This is a genomic window from Methylobacterium sp. Leaf113 (assembly GCF_001423325.1).
In the GTDB taxonomy this organism is placed as follows: Bacteria; Pseudomonadota; Alphaproteobacteria; order Rhizobiales; family Beijerinckiaceae; genus Methylobacterium.
The window spans coordinates 37,260-57,332 of record NZ_LMNJ01000045.1 but is presented as its reverse complement, the minus strand read 5'-3'; the positions used below and the strand labels follow the sequence as shown (position 1 = coordinate 57,332).

At 64.6% G+C, this 20,073-nt stretch carries 7 protein-coding genes; all 7 read left to right on the top strand.

Annotated elements, in window-relative coordinates; genetic code table 11:
• The first annotated feature begins 31 nt into the window (after positions 1-31).
• The 7 genes from ASF60_RS18435 to glgB all read left to right on the top strand — a co-directional run bounded on the left by ASF60_RS18435 (position 32) and on the right by glgB (position 20,032).
• Complete coding sequence (locus ASF60_RS18435) at positions 32-1,453, top strand: alpha,alpha-trehalose-phosphate synthase (UDP-forming) (protein ID WP_056188935.1); 1,422 nt, start codon at positions 32-34, stop codon at positions 1,451-1,453.
• 68 nt (positions 1,454-1,521) lie between these two features.
• A complete protein-coding gene (gene glgX, locus ASF60_RS18430; protein WP_056188415.1) occupies positions 1,522-3,621 on the top strand; it encodes a glycogen debranching protein GlgX in 2,100 nt (699 codons plus the stop codon).
• 417 nt (positions 3,622-4,038) lie between these two features.
• Positions 4,039-5,841, top strand: coding sequence for a malto-oligosyltrehalose trehalohydrolase (gene treZ / locus ASF60_RS18425; protein ID WP_056188412.1), 1,803 nt, complete (start codon positions 4,039-4,041; stop codon positions 5,839-5,841).
• Positions 5,841-10,742 (top strand): malto-oligosyltrehalose synthase, encoded by a 4,902-nt coding sequence (locus ASF60_RS18420; RefSeq protein ID WP_056188409.1) that lies wholly within the window; start codon positions 5,841-5,843, stop codon positions 10,740-10,742. Before treZ ends, ASF60_RS18420 begins: the two co-directional genes overlap by 1 nt.
• A 172-nt stretch (positions 10,743-10,914) precedes the next feature.
• Positions 10,915-14,295: a maltotransferase domain-containing protein gene (locus ASF60_RS18415; protein ID WP_056188404.1), complete on the top strand. Its 3,381-nt coding sequence runs from the start codon at positions 10,915-10,917 to the stop codon at positions 14,293-14,295.
• Between the two features lie 172 nt (positions 14,296-14,467).
• Positions 14,468-17,725 (top strand): maltose alpha-D-glucosyltransferase, encoded by a 3,258-nt coding sequence (gene treS, locus ASF60_RS18410; RefSeq protein WP_056188401.1) that lies wholly within the window; start codon positions 14,468-14,470, stop codon positions 17,723-17,725.
• Positions 17,726-20,032: a 1,4-alpha-glucan branching protein GlgB gene (gene glgB / locus ASF60_RS18405; protein WP_056188400.1), complete on the top strand. Its 2,307-nt coding sequence runs from the start codon at positions 17,726-17,728 to the stop codon at positions 20,030-20,032.
• The last annotated feature ends 41 nt before the right edge of the window (positions 20,033-20,073 follow it).

Genomic DNA, 20,073 nt, shown 5'->3' with positions numbered 1-20,073 from the left:
CGTAAGACCCGTGAGGACCGGAGCCGGCTTCGTGGCACGTCTCGTCATCGTATCGAACCGCGTTGCAATCCCCGAGGAAGGGGGCAAGGCTGTGGCGGCCGGTGGTCTCGCCGTCGCCGTCAAGGAAGCGTTCACCGCTTACGAGGGGTTGTGGTTCGGCTGGAGCGGAAACGTCGTCGAGAACCCTTCGAGTGAGCCGACCCTGATCGACCGGGGGCATATCAGTTACGCCGTGGTCGATCTGTCACCCCAAGACCATCGCGAGTATTACAGCGGTTTCGCCAACCGCGCCCTTTGGCCGATCATGCACTACAGGCTCGGCCTCGGTGCATTCTCGCGCTCGGATTACGCCGGCTATCAGCGGGTCAATCGCATCTTCGCGCGCGCCCTGGCCAATCTCGTGGAGCCCGATGACATCATCTGGGTGCACGATTATCATCTTCTCCCCCTGGCTTCGGAACTACGTGGCCTCGGGATCGCAAATCCCATCGGCTACTTCCACCACATTCCCTGGCCGGCGGCCGACGTGTTCAACACGCTGCCGGCGAGCGGCGATCTGTTGCGCGGGATCGCCGATTACGATCTCATTGGCTTGCAGACCGATCCCGACGTCCACAACCTGACGCGTAATCTCATCGACGAACTCCGGGCGATTCCCCTCGGCGGCGGCTCGCTGATGGTGGATGGACGCCGTACCCGAATCCGCAGCTTCCCGATCGGCATCGATGTCGCTGGGTTCAAGGAAGCTGCCGAGAACGCCGGGTCGAACCGCACGGTTCGCGAAACGATGGCTGGATTGCGGACGCGAAAGCTTCTGATTGGCGTCGATCGGCTCGATTATTCGAAGGGCGTGCCTGAGCGGATGGAGGCCGTCGATCGGTTCTTCGCTTCCAACCCCGATCAGCGCGGTAACGTGGTCTATCTGCAGATCACGCCGAAATCTCGGACCGAAGTCCCCGAGTACGAAGATCTCAGCAGAGAGGTGAACGAGACCGTCGGGCACATCAACGGAACCCTCGGTGAACCGAACTGGACGCCGATCCAGTACGTCACCAAGGCCTATCCACGCCCTGTCCTGGCGGGCCTCTATCGTGCGGCGCGGGTCGGGCTGGTGACGCCGATGCGCGATGGCATGAACCTCGTCGCCAAGGAATACGTCGTCGCTCAAACCGAGGAGGATCCTGGCGTCCTCGTGCTGTCGAAATTTGCCGGTGCCGCGCGACAGTTGCCCGAGGCTCTTCTGGTCAATCCCTACGACCGGTTCGAGGTGGCGGAAGCGATCCGGACGGCGCTCTACATGCCGCGTGGCGAGCGCCTGGAGCGGTGGAAGCCGATGTTGGAGCGCATGACGCGCGAGGATGTCGACTGGTGGGCCCGCAACTTCATGGCGGAGCTCGAGAATTTTCGGACGATCGAGCGTGAGCCACCTCGCACGGCGGCCGCTGCGGAATGATCATCCGGCGTCGTCCTTCGGCGCCTTGAACCCGGGACGGCACCAACTTCTTGATGGCTACGGATAACATGATCGGCGTCGAAGACGGCGTGCCGGCGCCGTTCGGCGCCCATTTCGATGGGCGCGGCGTCAATTTCGCGCTCTTCTCGCAGCACGCGACAGCCGTCGATCTCTGCTTGTTCGACCACGGCGAACGCCATGAGACGCGCCGCATCCGCTTGCCCTGTCGAACGGACGACGTCTGGCACGGCTACCTGCGCGGCGTCTTCCCCGGGCAACTCTATGGCTACCGCGTCCACGGACCCTGGGACCCTGCGAACGGTCATCGGTTCAATCCCGCCAAATTGCTGCTCGATCCCTACGCGCGGGATATCCAGGGACGGATCCGCTGGCACGATTCGCTCTACGGCCACCGGCGGGGGCTTCAGCGGCTCGACCAGATCGATCGACGCGACAGCGCGGCGTTCATGCCCCGGGGCATCGTGACACCGCCGGAAGTTCCCGACCTCGCCGTCAGCCCAGTCCGGCGACCCTTGTCGCAGACCGTCATCTACGAAGCGCACGTCAAGGCCCTCACTCAGACCCACCCGGACGTTCCGGAAGCGGCGCGGGGTACCTACGCGGCCCTGGCCCACCCGGCGATCATCGAGCATCTGCTGAAGCTCGGTGTCACGGCGATCGAGTTGCTGCCGATCCAGGCCTTCGCCGACGACCGCTTCTTAGTGGAAAAGGGGTTGGTCAACTTCTGGGGCTACTCGCCGCTGAACTACTTCGCTGCAGACCCGCGCTATCGCGGGCCAGCGGGCATCGGGGGCCTGCGCGCTGCCATCCGGGAACTCGCAGCCGCCGAGATCGAGGTGATCCTTGATGTCGTCTACAATCACACGGCGGAGGCCGACCACAGCGGCCCGTCCCTGTCGTTCCGCGGCGTCGACAACGCCAGCTACTACAAGCTTGATCCGAGCAATCCTCGCGACACACTCGATTGCACCGGGTGCGGCAATACCCTGGACCTCGACCATCCGCGCGTCATGCAGTTGGTCCTCGATTCCCTGCGCCATTGGGTGACCGCTTACGGGGTTGCGGGCTTCCGTTTCGATCTCGCGAGCAGCTTGGCGCGCAACCCGCATGATTTCAGCGCAAAGGCCGCCTTCTTCCAGGCCGTCGCCCAGGACCCGATCCTGGCGCACGTCAAGATGATTGCAGAACCCTGGGACATCGGTGCCGGCGGCTATCAGCTCGGTGGTTATCCCCGAGGCTGGAGCGAGTGGAATGACCAATTCCGCGATAGCATCCGGGGTTTCTGGCGTGGGGATCGCGGAACGCTCGCAAAAGTCACACAGGGACTCTCCGGTTCACGCGAGATCTTCGCCGCCTCCGGTCGCTGGCCCCTCGCCAGCATCAACTTCGCGGCGTCCCATGACGGCTTCACCCTGGCGGATGTCGTCGCCTACGAGGAGAAGCACAACCTCGCGAATGGCGAGGACAACCGTGACGGACACGGGCATAACCTCTCTCGCAACTACGGAGTCGAGGGTGGAACCGACGACCTTGCCATTCTCAACCTGAGGAACCGCCAGAAGCGCAATCTCCTGGCGATGGTGTTCCTGGCTCAGGGTGTTCCAATGCTGCTGATGGGCGACGAGCGATCCCGCAGCCAAGGCGGCAACAACAATGCCTATGCGCAGGACAACGCCACCAGCTGGATGGATTGGGAGACCGATCCCGACCCGAGCCTCGCCACGTTCATCGGCAACCTGACACGGCTTCGCCGGGAGCAACCGGCGCTTCGCCGTCGGGCCTATCTCACCGGTGCGTTCACCGAGAGCGAATTCCTGCGCGACGTTCACTGGCTCGCGCCCCAGGGGGCAGAAATGGGGGATCAGGATTGGGTCGACCCTGAGCGCCAAACATTCGGGATGCAGATCGGCAATGATCTACCGCAGGCCGATCGGCTCCTGATCCTGGTGAACGCGGCCGATACGCCGTGCGACTTCACCTTGGCGCCGGTCATCGGCGGGCCGTGGACCCTGATCTTCGATACCACCCGTCAGGCTGGGTCCGTGCCCGCCGGACAGCCCCTGTTCCCAGTCGGCGCCGGTGTCCACCTCGAGGCTCAGGCGGTCTACGTTCTGCGGGCCCGCCCGGCATCGGCTTACCGGACTTAGGTCGGACAGCCGTCTTCTCGGCACAACTTTTGACCGGCGGAGCCAGTGAGGCAGCGATTCCGACCGCCTCTGCTCTGGGCTCCGGCCTACCTGCAGAGAGGTCTCAGACGCTCATGCGCCGGAAAGCTGTGACGTCTTGCGCTTCTGCGGTGACGCACACCACCGCCGCTGCGGCGCCGAAATTTCGATTCCTGCGCAGCCACTGAAGAGGCGCGCGCGCGGTCATCCGCAGACCCTGATGGTCTACCAACCGGTGCGGCGCACAAGAGATCGATGCCAGATGGTTGTCGCTTCCGAGCCACGCTTCGTCGCGCGGTCGAAGCCGAAGGGAACAAGAGGCGGCGGCCCGGCTTCTGCAAGGTGCGACGGACGCTCACTGACCCCTGGCGAACGCGAGACACGGAAGATGACAGTCTGATGCGGCGCGCCCACAGCATGGCCTTCGGCAGCGAAGTGATGAAGGATGGCGTCCGGTTTGCCCTGTGGGCGCCGACGGCGAAGGACGTGGCCCTCGTCCTGGACGGAACAGATCACGCGATCCCGGATGCTGGCGAGGGATGGCGTGAAGTGACGGTGCCGGGGACCCGAAGCGGCGCGCGATACGGCTACCGCATCGATGGCGACCTCGTGGTGCCGGATCCTGCATCGCGTTTTCAACCGGACGACGTTTCGGGGCTGAGCGAGGTCATCGACCCGCGAGCCTATGAATGGACCGATTCCGACTGGACCGGACGTCCGTGGGAAGAGGTGGTCCTGTACGAGGTGCATGTGGGCACCGCGACCCCCGACGGCACTTATGCGGCCCTTGAAGCCAAGCTCGACGATTTGCGCGACCTCGGCGTCACGGCGATCGAGCTTCTGCCGCTCGCCGACTTTCAGGGCACGCGAAACTGGGGCTACGACGGTGTGCTCCCCTATGCACCGGACGGTGTTTACGGTCGTCCGGAAGATCTTAAGCGTCTGATCGACAAGGCCCACAGTCTTGGCCTGATGGTGTTTCTGGATGCGGTGTACAACCACTTCGGCCCGACCGGGAACTATTTGAACGCCTACGCGAAGACGTTCTTCACCGAGCGCCATCAAACCCCGTGGGGCGCGGGAATCAACTTCGACGGTGAGACGAGCGGTCGTGTGGTCCGCGACTTCTTCATCGAGAATTCAATCTATTGGCTGGAAGAGTTTCACTTCGACGGCCTGCGCTTCGATGCCGTTCACGCCATTCTCGATGATTCCGATAAGCATTTCATCGGGGAGCTCGCGGAGACCATTCGCGCTCGACTTCCAGGGCGTCACATTCACCTGGTGCTGGAGAACGAGGCCAACCAGGCCCGGTGGCTGGAGCGGAACGCCGATGGGCAGCCGATCCAGCACACTGCCCAATGGGCCGACGACCTTCATCATTGCTGGCACGTGCTGCTGACCGGTGAGGATGCCGGCTACTATGCCAGCTTTGCCGACAAGCCGGTGGCGCATTTGGCTCGCTGCCTGTCAGAGGGCTTCGCCTATCAGGGGGAGCCGTTCCCGACACTCGACAATCACCCGCGCGGCGAGCCGTCCGCTCACCTGCCTCCCTCGGCCTTCGTCACCTTCCTGCAAAACCACGATCAGGTCGGTAATCGGGCGTTGGGCGAACGTCTCAACACTCTCTGCGACCCTGAAAAGCTTGCGCTTGCCCGGGCTGGGCTGTTGCTCAGCCCCCAGATTCCCATGCTGTGGATGGGCGAGGAGTGGTCGGCGACGGCTCCGTTCCTGTTTTTCGTCGATTTCGCGCCGGACGAAGACCTGAACAAAGCCGTCCGCGAGGGGCGGCGTCGGGAGTTCAAGAGCTTTGCAGCCTTTGCCGACGATACGTCGGTGATTCCCGATCCGACGGAGGAAAAGACCTTCACGGATTCCCGTATCGATTGGGCCGAGCGCTCCCAGCCTCCGCATCGCGCTGTGCTCGCGGACACGCGAAACCTCCTCCAGATCCGCCATCAATCCGTCGTGCCTCTCACCAAAACCCGCTACCTCGGTGCCGAAGTGACGCTCCCTCGGCCTGACGTCGTCGACTGCACGTGGAGATACGAAGGTGGCTTCCTGCGGTTCGTCGCCAATGTGGGGACGGACGACTTCGCGGTGAAGCGCGACGGCGGCCAGGTTATCTGGTCGAGCGGGACCGGAAACGGATCGATCGAACTCCCGTCCTGGACGGGTGTCTTCCTGACGGGTGTGAAGTGATGAGCCGCGACCTCGAACGCCTCGCCGACCTCCTCGGCGTCGCTGCCGGCTACACCGATGCCTTCGGCCAGCCCGTCGACACCTCGATCGAAGTTCGGCGCGGCATGATTGCGGCCCTGGGTTTCCCAGTCGGGTCGGACGCGGAGATCGCCGCGAGCCTTGCCGACGTCGAGGCCGTGCGCCGTGGCTTGATCCCGCCATTGATACCCGCGGAGGCACGCCGCGCTGCCAATGTGCCGATCCAAGTGCAAGGTGCCGCCGGAACATTGTCCTGGCGCCTCGAAGATGAGCGGGGACATCACCGCGAGGGTCGCGTCGCCGTCACGGGTCCGAGCTTCGAGCTGCCTCCCCTGACGCCCGGCTATCACCGTCTGAGCGTTCATCTCGGCGACCATCGGGCCGAGGCCTGGGTGATCTCTGCGCCGCAGCGATGCTGGCGTCCCCGGGCTTACGCAGACGAGGGCGCGCGGGACTGGGGACTGGCGGCCCAACTCTACGGATTGCGGTCGCCCCAAAATCTCGGGATCGGGTCCTACGTCGATGCGGGACGCGCAGCGCGCGACGCCGGCCTGCGGGGCGCCTCGTTCCTGGGGCTCAGCCCCGTGCATGCGTTGTTCGCGACGGATCGCACCAAGATATCGCCCTACTCCCCGTCGTCGCGGCTGTTTCTTGAGACGCTCTTCATCGAGCCCGGCGCGCTTCCGGGCTTCGTCGGCTCAAAGGCCGCGGAACTGCTTGCGTCGATGGCGGACCGGGTCGAGGCCCTGCGCGACGCCAAGCTCGTCGAACATGCGGGCATCTGGGGCGTCCTTTCCCCGGTCCTGCGCGCTCTCTGGCAGGAATCGGCGGCGCGCGACGGCACGGATGCCGGGTTCGCGGCCTTCCGTGCGGCGGGAGGCAAGGACCTCGAAGCGCATGGGACCTTCGAAGCCCTCGCCGAGCATTACCAGGCGGACGGTGCTCAATGGCTCGGAGACTGGCCTGACGAGATGCGCCGGAACGGCACCGAAGCGGTGCGCGCTTTCGCGTCCGAGCGGGCGGACGCGGTCACCTATCATATCTGGCTGCAATATCTGGCGGATCGACAGCTCGAAGACGCCGCCAACGCGGCACTCGCCACCGGCATGCGCCTGGGTCTCTACCGGGACCTCGCCGTCGGCGCCGATCGCGGCGGCTCCGAGATCTGGTCGCATCCCGAGCGTTTCGCCAACGGCGTGTCGATCGGTGCGCCGCCGGATCTCCTTGCTCCGAAGGGCCAGGATTGGGGCTTGCCTGCCTTCCATCCGTTGGAGATGGAGCGTGACGGGCTCGCCGCCTTCCGTGCGCTGGTGGTGGCGAACATGCGCCATGCCGGCGCGATCCGCATCGATCACGCTTTCCAGCTCGCGCGCCTGTTCCTGATCCCGGTGGGACGTTCGGCCAAGGAGGGCGCGTATGTCACCATGCCGTTCGAGCCGATGCTCGCGGTCCTGCGCCTGGAAAGCCACCGGGCCAAGTGCCTCGTCATCGCCGAGGATCTCGGTACGGCCCCGGAGGGGTTCTCCGACGCACTGATGCTGGCTGGCATCCTGAGCTATCGTATCCTCGCCTTCGAGCGGGAGGAGGGTGGTCGCTTCAAGCCGCCAGCTGCCTACCCGCGCGACGCCCTGACGGCGATCACCACCCATGACCTACCGACCTTTGTCGGTTGGTGGCGGGGTGTCGATACCGATACACGGCAGTCCCTGGGCCTGTACGATTCCGAGCGCGCCGACGCTGAGCGTCGCGAGCGCGTGGAGGAGCGCGCCCGTCTGACGGAAGCTCTTGCCGGCGAGCAGTTGCTACCGAGCTACGATCCGCCCGAGGCGGCACCCTTCGAGGCGGCTGCGCGCTATCTCGGCCGCGCGCCATCGATGCTGACGGCCGTGCAGTACGAGGACGTCGTCTCAGAACTGTCCCAGGCCAATGTCCCAGGCTCCACCGAGGGCTACCCCAATTGGCGGCGCAAGCTCGATCGCACGTTGGAGAGCATCGCGGCGCCGGGCGGCCCGCTGGCGAAGCTCGCGGCTTCGCTCTCGGCCGAGGAACGCGGCCCTCGGTCCGGTGCGGCACGGCTTGCCTCCGCACCACCGCGCGCGACCTACCGCCTCCAGTTCCATAAGGACTTCACGTTCGCGGACGCGGAGAAGATCGTCCCCTACCTCGCCAAACTCGGTATCAGCCACGTCTACGCGTCGCCGATACAGAAGGCGCGTCCCGGCTCGACGCATGGATACGACATCGTCGATCATTCGACGATCAACCCGGAACTCGGTGGAGAAGAGGGGTTCGCACGGTTCAGCGACGCCCTGCACGGTGCCGGCCTGAAGCTCCTTCTCGATATCGTGCCGAACCACATGGGCGTTGGCGGTGCGGACAATCCCTGGTGGCTGTCGGTGTTGGAATGGGGTGGCCTCTCACCCTCGGCCGAAGCGTTCGACATCGATTGGTCGCGCCTCGGTGCCAAGAACAAGCTCGTGGTGCCCTTCCTGGGCGACCGCTACGGCGAGGCCATGGAGAAGGGAACGCTGGAGCTGAAGTTCGACGCCGACAAGGGCGCGTTCAGCGTCTGGCATTACGAGCACGAATTCCCGATCTGCCCGCTGCAATACCCGACGATCCTGAATCGGTCGCTGGCGGCGCTGGGTGATATCGAGGATGCGGCGGCCCTGGAGGTTCTCGGGATCTCCGAACGTCTGCGCCTGATGGGCGAGGAGACCAACGACGAACGCCGTCGCGCCTTCCCGGCGGAAGCCGAAGAGCTGAAGGAACGCCTCGTCGAAGCCGTCGAAGCCTCGCCGGCCATCGCGGCGGCCATCGGGCGAACCCTGAAGCTGCTGAACGGCGCCAAGGGCCACCCGGACAGCTTCGGTCCGCTGCACCGGCTGCTGGAGCAGCAATCCTTCCGGCTCGCGCATTGGCGTATCGCGGCCAGCGACATCAATTACCGCCGTTTCTTCGACGTGAACGGTCTCGCTGGCTTGCGCGTCGAGAAGTCCGACGTGTTCCAGCGCTCGCACGAAACCATTTTCCGCCACATCGCGGCCGGACGCATCGACGGATTGCGCATCGATCACATCGACGGCCTCGCGGACCCTCTCGGATACGCCCGTGCCCTCCAGGCCGCCATCGGACCCGGCTTCTACGTGGTGGTCGAGAAGATTCTCGAGCCCGGAGAGCGCCTGCGCCCGTGGCCCGTGGCCGGCACCACCGGATACGACGTGCTCAACCATCTCGACGGCATCCTCGTCGACCAGGGCAAGCGCGCCGAAATTCGTAAGCTCTACGAGAGCCGGACGCAGTTCGACGAGCCGTACAAGTTCATGCTTCGGGCGGCGAAAGCGGAAATCCTGGAGATCAGCTTCGCCTCCGAGCTCGAGGTGATGACGTCCGATCTCAAGGCCGTGGCGGATGCCGACCGCCGCACCCGTGATTTCTCGGTCAACGCGATCCGCCGGGCGCTGATCGAGATCATCGCCCGCTTCCCGACCTATCGCAGCTACCTGCCCGGCGACCTCGACGAGAGCGATGTCGAGGACGAGGACGTCCGCCTGATCGAGACGGCCGTGAAGAAGGCTAAGCGCTGGAGCGCCCTGCCGGACCGCTCGGTCCACGACTTCGCCGCAGACGCCATGCTCGGACGCATCGACGTGACGGGGCCGGGTCGGCCCGATCCCGAGGTGATCCTGCGCTTCCGCCGTCGCTTCCAGCAGCTCACCGGTCCGGTCATGGCGAAGAGCCTGGAGGACACGCTGTTCTATCGGTTCGCCGAACTGCTCGCTCTCAACGAGGTCGGCGGCGACCCGGGCGAGTACGGTATCGATGCCGAGCACTTCCATGCGCTTCAGGCCGCGCGGGCTCGCGACTGGCCGAACGCGATGATCACCACCGCAACCCACGACACCAAGCGTGGCGAGGACGCCCGGTCGCGTCTGCTCGCCCTGTCGGAACTACCCGAGGACTGGGCTGCGGCCTGGGACATCTGGACGACGCTTACCCAACCGCATCTCACCGTGATCGACGAGGAAGCGGTGCCCGATGCCAACGATCAGTGGATGTTCTTCCAAGCCATTCTCGGAGCATGGCCGCTCGAACTTTTGGAACACGACGATGCCGGCGCCATCGAGGACTTCCGAAGCCGCCTGGACGCCTACGCCGAGAAGGCGCTTCGGGAATCGAAGCGTCGATCGAGCTGGGTCAACGTCGATGAAGGGTACGAGGGGGCCGTCCACGCTCTCTTCGCCAAGCTGATCGCGCCCGGCTCTGCCTTCCTGACACAGATGCGCCCCTTCGCCGGTCGTCTGGCCCACCTCGGCATGATCGCCGGTCTGGGGCGGACCGTTCTGAAGGTGACGCTGCCCGGCCTCCCGGATACCTACCAGGGCACGGAGTTCTGGGACTTCTCCTTCGTCGATCCCGATAATCGCCGCCCGGTGGACTATCCGGCCCTGTCCCGTGCGCTCGATCAGGAGACATCGGCGGTCGACCTGTTGGCGCATTGGCCGGACGGGCGCGTCAAGCAGGCGACGCTCGCCAAACTGCTGATGGACCGTGCCGCGCGTCCGAGCTTCTACGCGGATGCCGATTATCAGGCGATTCAGAGTTCGGGCCCCCGTGCGGATCATGTCATCGCATTCATACGTTCCGATGCGACAACGGGGGAGGGTGACCTTGTGGTCGCCATCCCGCGCCTGATTGCGGGGTTCGTCGGCGATGCGGTTTGGTCGAGCGGGCCTTTTGCCGGCACGAGCCTTTCGGTGACGGCGGGATCGGCCTGGGTCGATCTCGTGACAGGTGACGAGATCGTCTCGGACGACGGCCGGATCGAACTCGGACGGGCTTTTGCGCGTCTGCCCTACGCGGTCCTGAAGCGGACCCGCTGAGGATCGATTCGGTGCGTCCCGCAAGCGTGGGGCGCACTGCACGGATGAATACGGGGAAGCGTTCGGTCTTCGCCGTCACGGTTGCGCATCCTTCGGACTCGCCTCAAGCGCGTCCCCAAGTCCCTTCACGATGGGGCCTGGATGGTGATCGCAGGAACGAAATGGAGCACGCATGAACGCACCGAGCCCCGCCACGACCGCCGCCGCGCGGACCGCAGCCGGTCAGGTGCCGCTACCCGCCAGCCTTGCGCCGCGTGCAGAGGGGCCGCGGATTTATAACCTGTTCCCCCTCCTCGTCGGGCGCGTCTCGGCGTGGACCGCAGAGCTTCCGCGCATCGCCGCCCTGGGATTTGACTGGGTCTATCTGAATCCCTTCCACCAGACGGGTGGCTCGCGGAGTCTCTACGCGGTGGCCGACCCGGACCGCCTCGACGAGCGTTTCCGCGATCAGGACGGCACCTCGGACGATGAGCAGATCCGTCGCTTCTGCGCCGCGGCCAGCGCGCAGCGCCTGAGTGTGATGACCGATCTGGTCATCAATCACACCGCCATGGATGGTCCCCTGGCTGCCCAGCGGCCGGATCTGTTCGTCAAGGATGCGGAAGGCAACATCGAAAGTCCCTACGCCGTCGATCCGGATGATCCGTCGAAGCGCACGGTCTGGGGCGACCTTGCCGAACTCGATTACCACGCGGAGGCATCGCGCCGGGAACTCACCGGCCTGTGGTCGGCCTACGTCAACCGCCTGCAGGATCTGGGCGTGCGGGGCTTCCGCTGCGACGCCGCCTACAAGGTTCCGGCGACCGTCTGGCGCGAGGTCATCGCGGCCGCGAAGGCGCTGGAATCCGATTGCCTGTTCGCTGCCGAAACGCTTGGTTGCACGTTCGAGGAGGCTCAATCGACGGCCGGAGCGGGCTTCGACTATCTCTTCAACAGCTTCGCCTGGTGGGATCTGAAAGCCTCGTGGGCCCTCGAGCAATACGAACGTCTTCGCGTTATCGCGCCGTCGATCGCTTTTCCCGAGAACCACGATATGGCGCGTCTCGCGGCCGAGCTTGGCGATGATCCGACCGCCATCGCAATGCGGCTGAAGGCGCGCTACGCCTTGTCGGCGTTCTTCTCGTCCGGCGTGCTCATGCCGATTGGGTACGAGTGGGGCTATCGTCGATCCCTCCACGTGGTTGAGACGACCCCGGACACCCGTGAAACCGATACCGGGATCGACATTTCCGGATATGTCGCGGCGATCAACGCTTTGCGCGCGGAACTTCCCGCCGCCAATGTCGAGGGCGCCCAGGCCCGCATCTCATCGCCGGACGCGCCCTATGCGGCGCTGCTCCGCTTCGATACCGGCCACGGCGCGTCGGCCCGCAGCGCCACGCTGATGCTCTACAATCCGACCGACATCTCCGTGGCGGTCGAGCCCGGCGTGTTGCTTGCCCGCGTGGGCGGCGGGCTCGGTGATTTCATCGACCGCACACCGGAGGTGGCACCGATCACGTTCCAGCCCGGCGTCGCCATGGCCCTTGTGCCCGGTGAGGTCAGGATCCTGGCGGCTGATCTCGCTGGGGCGATTCAGGCCCCGGAGCTTTCCACACCCTCGGGGGAAGGGCGGGTGGTGATCGAGGCCGTGATGCCCGAGATCGACGGCGGTCGCTCCCCCGTCAAGCGCGTCGTCGGCGAGAGTGTCCAGGTCACAGCCGACATCTTCAGTGACGGACACGAGATCATCGATGCCGAAATCCTGTCCCGGGTGGTCGGTCAAAGCGATTGGCGCGCCGATCGGATGGTGTTCGTGGACAATGACCGGTGGGGCGGGCACTTTCCGCTCCTCCGTAACGCCCGCTACGAGTTCACCATCCAGGCATGGCGTGACGGGTACTCGTCATGGGTTCGCGATACGCTGAAGAAGCGCAATGCCGGCGTCGACGTCCGCCTCGAGACGATCGAAGGCGTGACCTTCGTGATGGGCGCGGCGGAAAATGCGCGGGGCTCCGACGGCGACCGGTTGAAGGCCCTCGTCGCGGATCTCGATGCGCAGGAAAGTGGCTCAGCCGCGCAGCTCGACCTGATGCTGGAGCCTGAGAACGCCAGTCTGATCCGCCGCCATGCACCGCGGATCAATCTCTCGCGCTACCCGGTGAACGTGCCGGTGATTGCGGACCGTCTCGCTGCGCGGTTCTCGGCTTGGTACGAAATCTTCCCCCGCTCGCAATCGATGGACGTCACCCGCCACGGCACCTTCGACGATGTCATCCGACGGTTGCCGGAGATCCGCGAACTCGGCTTCGATGTGCTCTACTTCACCCCGATCCATCCGATCGGAAAGACCAATCGGAAGGGCAAAAACAACACCCTGACGGCTCTGCCGGGCGATGTCGGTTCGGTCTACGCGGTCGGTTCGGAGGAGGGCGGGCATGAAGCTGTTCACCCGGACCTCGGCACGCTCGACGATTTCCGTCGTCTCGTGGCCGCCAGTCACGCCTACGGCATGGAGATCGCCCTCGATTTCGCGATTCAGTGTTCGCCCGATCATCCCTGGATCAAGAACCACCCGGAATGGTTCGAGTGGCGCCCGGACGGGACGCTCAAGTTCGCCGAGAATCCGCCCAAGAAGTACGAGGACATCTCGAACGTTCACTTCTACGGCGGTGCACTGCCATCCCTCTGGATCGAGCTGCGCGACATCGTGCTGGGGTGGGCCAAGCTCGGAGCCCGTATCTTCCGGGTCGACAATCCGCATACTAAGCCGATCCCGTTCTGGGAGTGGATGATCGCGGAGGTCAATGCCCGCTATCCAGATGTCATCTTCCTGGCCGAGGCCTTCACACGGCCGAAGATGATGAAGAAACTTGCCAAGGCCGGCTACCAGCAGAGCTATACCTACTTCACTTGGCGTGACACCAAGCCGGAACTCATCGCTTATTCGACCGAGCTCGCAGGCGACATGGGTGAGTATTATCGCCCGAACTTCTTCGCCAACACGCCGGACATCAATCCGATCTATCTCCAGACGAGCGGACGTTCGGGGTTCGTCATACGAGCCACCCTGGCCGCGACTCTCTCCAGTGTCTGGGGCATCTACAACGGCTTCGAAATGTGCGAGGCCGAGCCCTATCCGGGGAAGGAAGAGTACCTCAATTCCGAGAAGTACGAGCTGAAGGCCTGGGACTATCACCGGCCCGGCAACATCCGCGATCACATCATCAAGCTGAATCACATCCGGCGCGACAATCCGGCCCTGTGGGATTTCCGGAACGTTACGTTCACGGGCGCCTACAACCATCAGATCATCGGCTACGCCAAGACCACGCCTGACGGCGACAACTGCATCTTCGTTCTCGTCAACCTCGATCCGCGGAACCGGCAGGAATGCACCTATGAGGTGCCTCTGTGGCTGCTGGGCCAGCCCGACGACGGCACCGTCGAGGTCGAGGATCTGCTGCTCGGATACAAGTTCGAGCTGCGTGGGAAATCGCATCGGATCGCCCTCGATCCCGCCGAGCGTTCGACGGTGATCTGGCGCCTCCGGGCACCAACCCGGATCGCCTGACTCGCGTGGCGCCAACAGCAAAAAACCCGGCGATCGGATTCGATCGTCGTGGTATCGCCTCAGTGTCGGCGCCTACACACGCCGTGGACGGTACGCATGGTCGCCACCTTCAAGTGGCCGATGCGGAGACTCCGAAGACGCCCTTGAACTCGACGTATGAGGCAACGACGCGATGATCGATCGCAGCGATCCGCAATGGTACCGTGACGCCATCATCTACCAGATCCACGTCAAGTCGTTCTTCGACTCCAATAATGACGGGATCGGCGATTTCGAGGGCCTGACGCAGAAGCTTGACTATGTCCGTGACCTTGGCGTCACGGCCATATGGCTGATGCCGTTCTACCCGTCGCCGCTGCGTGACGATGGGTACGACATCGGCGACTATCGCGAGGTAAATCCCTCCTACGGGACGATGGAGGAGTTCCGGAAGTTCGTGGACGCTGCGCACGAGCGTGGCCTGCGCGTCATCACGGAGCTCGTCATCAACCACACCTCGGATCAGCATCCTTGGTTCCAGCGCGCGCGTGAGGCGCCGGCCGGCAGCCCCGAGCGCGACTTTTACGTCTGGTCCGATACCGATACGCCGTACTCCGACACGCGCATCATCTTCCTTGATACCGAGGTTTCGAACTGGACTTGGGACCCGGTCGCCAAGCAATATTTCTGGCATCGCTTCTACAGCCACCAGCCCGATCTGAACTTCGACAACCCGGCCGTTCTGGAGGCCGTGATCGAGGTCATGCGCTACTGGCTCGACATGGGTGTCGACGGCCTGCGTCTTGATGCGATTCCCTACCTCATCGAGCGCGACGGCACGAATTGCGAGAACCTGCCGGAGACCCACACGGTCATCAAGGCGATCCGCGCCGCCCTCGATGCGAGCTATCCGGATCGGATGCTGCTGGCGGAAGCCAATCAGTGGCCGGAGGAAACCGCCCAGTATTTCGGCGACGGCGACGAGTGCCACATGGCATTCCACTTCCCGCTGATGCCGCGCATGTACATGGCGATCGCCCGCGAGGACCGGCACCCGATCACCGATATCATGCGGCAAACCCCGGAGATCCCGGAGGGCTGCCAATGGGCAATCTTCCTGCGCAACCACGACGAGCTCACCCTCGAGATGGTGACCGCCGAGGAGCGCGATTACCTGTGGTCGTTCTACGCCGCTGAGCGTCGCGCCCGGATCAATCTCGGCATCCGGCGTCGTCTTGCACCCCTGCTGGAGAACGATCGGCGCAAGATAGAGCTGATGAAGTCCCTCGTCCTGTCGATGCCGGGCACGCCCGTGCTTTATTACGGCGACGAGATCGGCATGGGCGACAACATCTACCTCGGTGACCGCGACGGTGTGCGCACGCCGATGCAATGGTCGCCGGACCGCAATGGCGGCTTCTCCCGCGCCAACCCGCAGAAACTGTTCCTGCCCTCGGTGCAGGACCCGATCTACGGCTTCGACGCCATCAACGTCGAGGCGCAGACCCAGTCGCAGACCAGCCTGCTGAACTGGACGCGCCGCATGATCGCGATCCGCAACAATTCGGTCGCCCTCGGGCGCGGCGGGATGCAGTTCCTGTATCCGTCGAACCGGAAGGTGTTGGCTTGGATTCGCGAGTTCGAGGGTGAGCGCGTGCTGTGCGTCGCCAACCTGTCGCGCGCGCCGCAGGCGGTGCAGCTCGACCTGTCGGAACTGCGCAATGCCGTGCCGATCGAGTTGACCGGCGGTTCGGAGTTCCCGGCGATCGGCGAGCTGCCCTATCTGCTGACGCTGCCGTCTTATGGCTTCTACTGGTTCTCGTTGAGTGCCGCGAACACCGGCACCATTGGTCCGCAGCCGGAACTGCCGGAGTTGTTCACGCTGGTGCTGACGGGCGGTATCGAGACCCTGATGGCGGGACGCGAGCGGACCGCCTTCGAGCGTACGGTCGCGCCGCGCTTCATCGCCACCCGGCGCTGGTTCGCCGCTAAGGGCTCACGCATCAAGTCGGTTCAGGTCACGGACAGCGCGGCCCTGAAGGACAATGCCGGCGAGGCTCGGTTCCTTCTGCCGCGTGTTGCTGTCCATCTCTCGACGGGCGAGCGGCAGGATTATTTCGTGCCGGTCGCGGTCGACGAGGGCCGTGAGGAGGAGGCGATGCTGCAGCATGCCGTCGCGCGGGTCCGCCGCGGGCCGCGCACAGGCTTGCTGCTCGGCGCGGCCGCCTCGCCGTCCTTCGCCATCTCGATGATCGAGGGTATGCGCGAGGGACGCGAGATCGCCACCGAAACCGGGCGTCTGGTGTTCTCGACCACCTCGGCCTTCGATCCCGACATCACCTTCGAGGCCAGCGAGGTTCGCTCGCTGAATGCCGAGCAGAGCAACACGTCGATCGCCATCGGCTCGAAGATGATGCTCAAGCTCCTGCGGCGCCTGCAGACGGGTATCCATCCCGAGATCGAGGTTGGGCGCTTCCTCACCGAGACCGCGCATTTCACCAACACGCCCGCTTTGCTCGGCGTGCTCGAGCACGTCGATGCCAAGGGCACTCGGACGGCGCTCGCGGTGCTGCAGAAGTTCGTCCCGAACCAGGGCGATGCCTGGACGCTGATGCTGGAGGGCCTCCGGCGCGACTTCGACACGGTGGTGCTTGCGCCCGAGAGCGAGGCTCCGTCACCCGCCGAAGCCTTCGAGACGCATCTGCGCTGGGCGATCCTGCTCGGACGTCGGACGGCGGAGATGCACAACGCCTTCGCGGTCGAAACCGACGATCCGGCCTTCGCGGCCGAACCGTTCGACCATTCCGACCTGTACGCCCTCGGCGACGACACCCGTCGTCAGGCCGAGCGAGCGTTCCGCGGTCTGGATGCGCTCGCCGGACGCGCCTCGAACGCGGCCAGCACCGAATTGGCCGGACGGCGGCACGAGGTCGAGGCTGCGATCGAGACCCTGACCGCGCGGCCGCCGCTCGGTGCGATGAAGACCCGCATCCACGGCGACTACCACCTCGGTCAGGTGTTGGCGGCCGAAGACGACCTCATCATCGTCGATTTCGAGGGCGAGCCCTCGCGGCCGTCCGAGGAACGCCGCATCAAGTCGACGCCCCTGCGCGATGTCGCCGGTATGCTGCGCTCCTTCGCCTACGGAGCCGAGACGGTCACCCGTGGCATCGCCGCCCGCTTCTCGGATTCCGAGGAGAGGGCGCGACGCGCCTCGATCGCATGGCGCGACATGATCGATGCGGCCTACCTGGACGGGTATCGCGAGGCAGTTTCGGTGAGCCGGGCTGCGGTCACCGATCCGGAGACCGAGAGCCGGCTGCTGAAGCTCTCGATCCTCACGAAGGCGCTCTACGAAGTCGATTACGAAGCCAACAATCGTCCGGACTGGATCGAAATCCCCGCCCGTGGGGTTCTCAACATTCTGGATGAAATCAAGAGAGGCGTTTGAATGATGGGCATCGACGAGACGTTCGCGAGCAGGACCGGCCAGATGTCCGGCACCTCCGGATCGACGGACGTTACGCCCGTTGCCACCCGGTCGCCGCACGCAGCGGCGTCCGATACTGGGTCTCTGCACCCGGACGCCATCGCCGCCATCATGGCGGCGAACCACGGCGATCCCTTCTCGATCCTCGGCCCACATCAGGCCGGAACCGGACAATGGGAAGTGCGCGCGGTTCTGCCGGAAGCCAAATCCGCGACCCTTCTCGTCGGGGGGCAGCGGATTCCCTTCGAGCGCAAGCACCCGGATGGCTTCTTCGTCGCGCGCGTGCCGAGCGAGGGCCGTCCGCTCTACGAACTGATCGTGGAGACGTGGGATGGTGTCGAGCGCTCGCGCCATGATCCCTACGGGTTCGGATCATCGTTGCGCCAGGAGGATATCGACAATCTCCGTGAGGTTGGCAGCAATGTCACCTACCGCATCCTCGGCGCGCAGCATCGCTCGGTCGATGGAATCGATGGCTTCCGTTTCGCCGTCTGGGCTCCGAATGCACGGCGCGTCAGCGTCGTCGGCGATTTCAACAACTGGGACGGCCGGCGCCATCCCATGCGCCTGTGGCAGAATGGCGGAATATGGGAACTGTTCATTCCCGGTCTGACCGCAGGCGTTCACTACAAGTACGAGATTCGCGGCGCCGACGGGTCGGTCCTGCCACTCAAGGCGGATCCGGTCGCCTTCGCGGCGCAGAAGCCGCCGGAGACCGCGTCCGTCCTTCAGGGGACGAATGACCCGGATTGGCAGGACGCGCATTGGATGGCGACCCGGGGCGAGAAAGACCCGCGCCATATGCCGATCTCGATCTACGAGGTGCACCTCGGCTCTTGGGCGCGGGTCGCCGAGGAGGGCAATCGCTACCTCACTTATCGGGAATTGGGCGAGCGCCTGATCCCCTACGTGAAGGAGATGGGCTTCACCCATATCGAGATGCTCCCGATCACGGAGTTCCCGTTCGACGGATCGTGGGGATACCAGCCGGTCTCGCTGTTCGCGCCGACCAGCCGTTTCGGCACGCCGGACGATTTCGCGGCCTTCGTGGACGTCGCTCACGCGGCCGGCATCGGCGTGATGCTCGATTGGGTACCGGGGCACTTCCCGCTCGACGCCCACGGGCTTGGCCAGTTCGACGGAACGCACCTCTACGAGCACGCCGATCCGCGCCAGGGATTCCATCAGGACTGGGGAACCTACATCTATAATTTCGGTCGGACGGAGGTTTCGAGCTTCCTGGCCGCCAATGCGCGGTTCTGGCTTGAGCACTATCACCTCGACGGACTGCGCGTGGATGCGGTCGCGTCAATGCTGTACCTCGACTATTCGCGCCGGCAGGGCGAGTGGATCCCGAACCGCTACGGCGGCAACGAAAACCTCGATGCCATCGAGTTCCTGCGCAAGACCAATGAGGCGACCTACGCCCATGCCCCCGGGACCCTGACGGTGGCAGAGGAGTCGACCTCATGGCCGGGTGTGTCACACCCGACCTATACCGGCGGTCTCGGCTTCGGCTTCAAGTGGAACATGGGGTGGATGCACGACACCCTGAACTTCGTGTCCAAGGAAACCATTCACCGGCGCTACCACCATCACGACCTGACTTTCGGTCTGCTTTATGCGTTCTCAGAAAACTTCATCCTGCCGCTGTCCCATGACGAAGTCGTCCACGGGAAGGGCTCGCTCCTCGGCAAGATGCCGGGGGATCGCTGGCAGAAGTTCGCGAACCTGCGTGCCTATTACGGCTTCATGTGGGGTCACCCCGGGAAGAAGCTCCTCTTCATGGGCTGCGAGTTCGGCCAGGAGAAGGAGTGGAACCACAACCAGAGCCTCGACTGGCATCTCCTGAACGATGGGATGCACCAGGGCGTCAAGGATCTAATTCGCGATCTCAACCACCTCTACACCGCGACGCCTGCCCTGCACGAACGCGACACCGAAGCGGGCGGATTCCAGTGGTTGGTGGCCGACGACCAGGACAACAGCGTGATCGCCTGGGCCCGCAAGGGTCGGGAGCCCGATGCGCTCGCGATCGTGGTGTCGAATTTCACGCCGGTGCCCCGTGAGGGCTATCGCATCGGCGTTCCAGCCTCGGGGTTCTACCGGGAAGCGATCAACTCGGACGCGGAGCGCTACGGCGGCTCGAATGTCGGCAATATGGGTGGTGTTCACGCGGAAGCCGTCGAGAGCCACGGTCAGCCTTTCTCCGTGACACTGACGATCCCGCCCTTGGCGACCACGATCTTCGTGCGCGAGTCGCCTTAGGCCCAACCCAGGCGCCGGCCGGGTGTCCTGCGCCCGGCCGG

What these genes read in the sequence shown, in the direction of transcription:
- ASF60_RS18420 (WP_056188409.1), top strand. Translation starts at nt 5,841, where the DNA reads ATGAGCCGCGACCTCGAACGCCTCGCCGACCTCCTCGGCGTCGCTGCC.
- glgB (WP_056188400.1), top strand. Translation starts at nt 17,726, where the DNA reads ATGATGGGCATCGACGAGACGTTCGCGAGCAGGACCGGCCAGATGTCC.
- glgX (WP_056188415.1), top strand. Translation starts at nt 1,522, where the DNA reads ATGATCGGCGTCGAAGACGGCGTGCCGGCGCCGTTCGGCGCCCATTTC.
- ASF60_RS18415 (WP_056188404.1), top strand. Translation starts at nt 10,915, where the DNA reads ATGAACGCACCGAGCCCCGCCACGACCGCCGCCGCGCGGACCGCAGCC.
- treZ (WP_056188412.1), top strand. Translation starts at nt 4,039, where the DNA reads ATGCGGCGCGCCCACAGCATGGCCTTCGGCAGCGAAGTGATGAAGGAT.
- treS (WP_056188401.1), top strand. Translation starts at nt 14,468, where the DNA reads ATGATCGATCGCAGCGATCCGCAATGGTACCGTGACGCCATCATCTAC.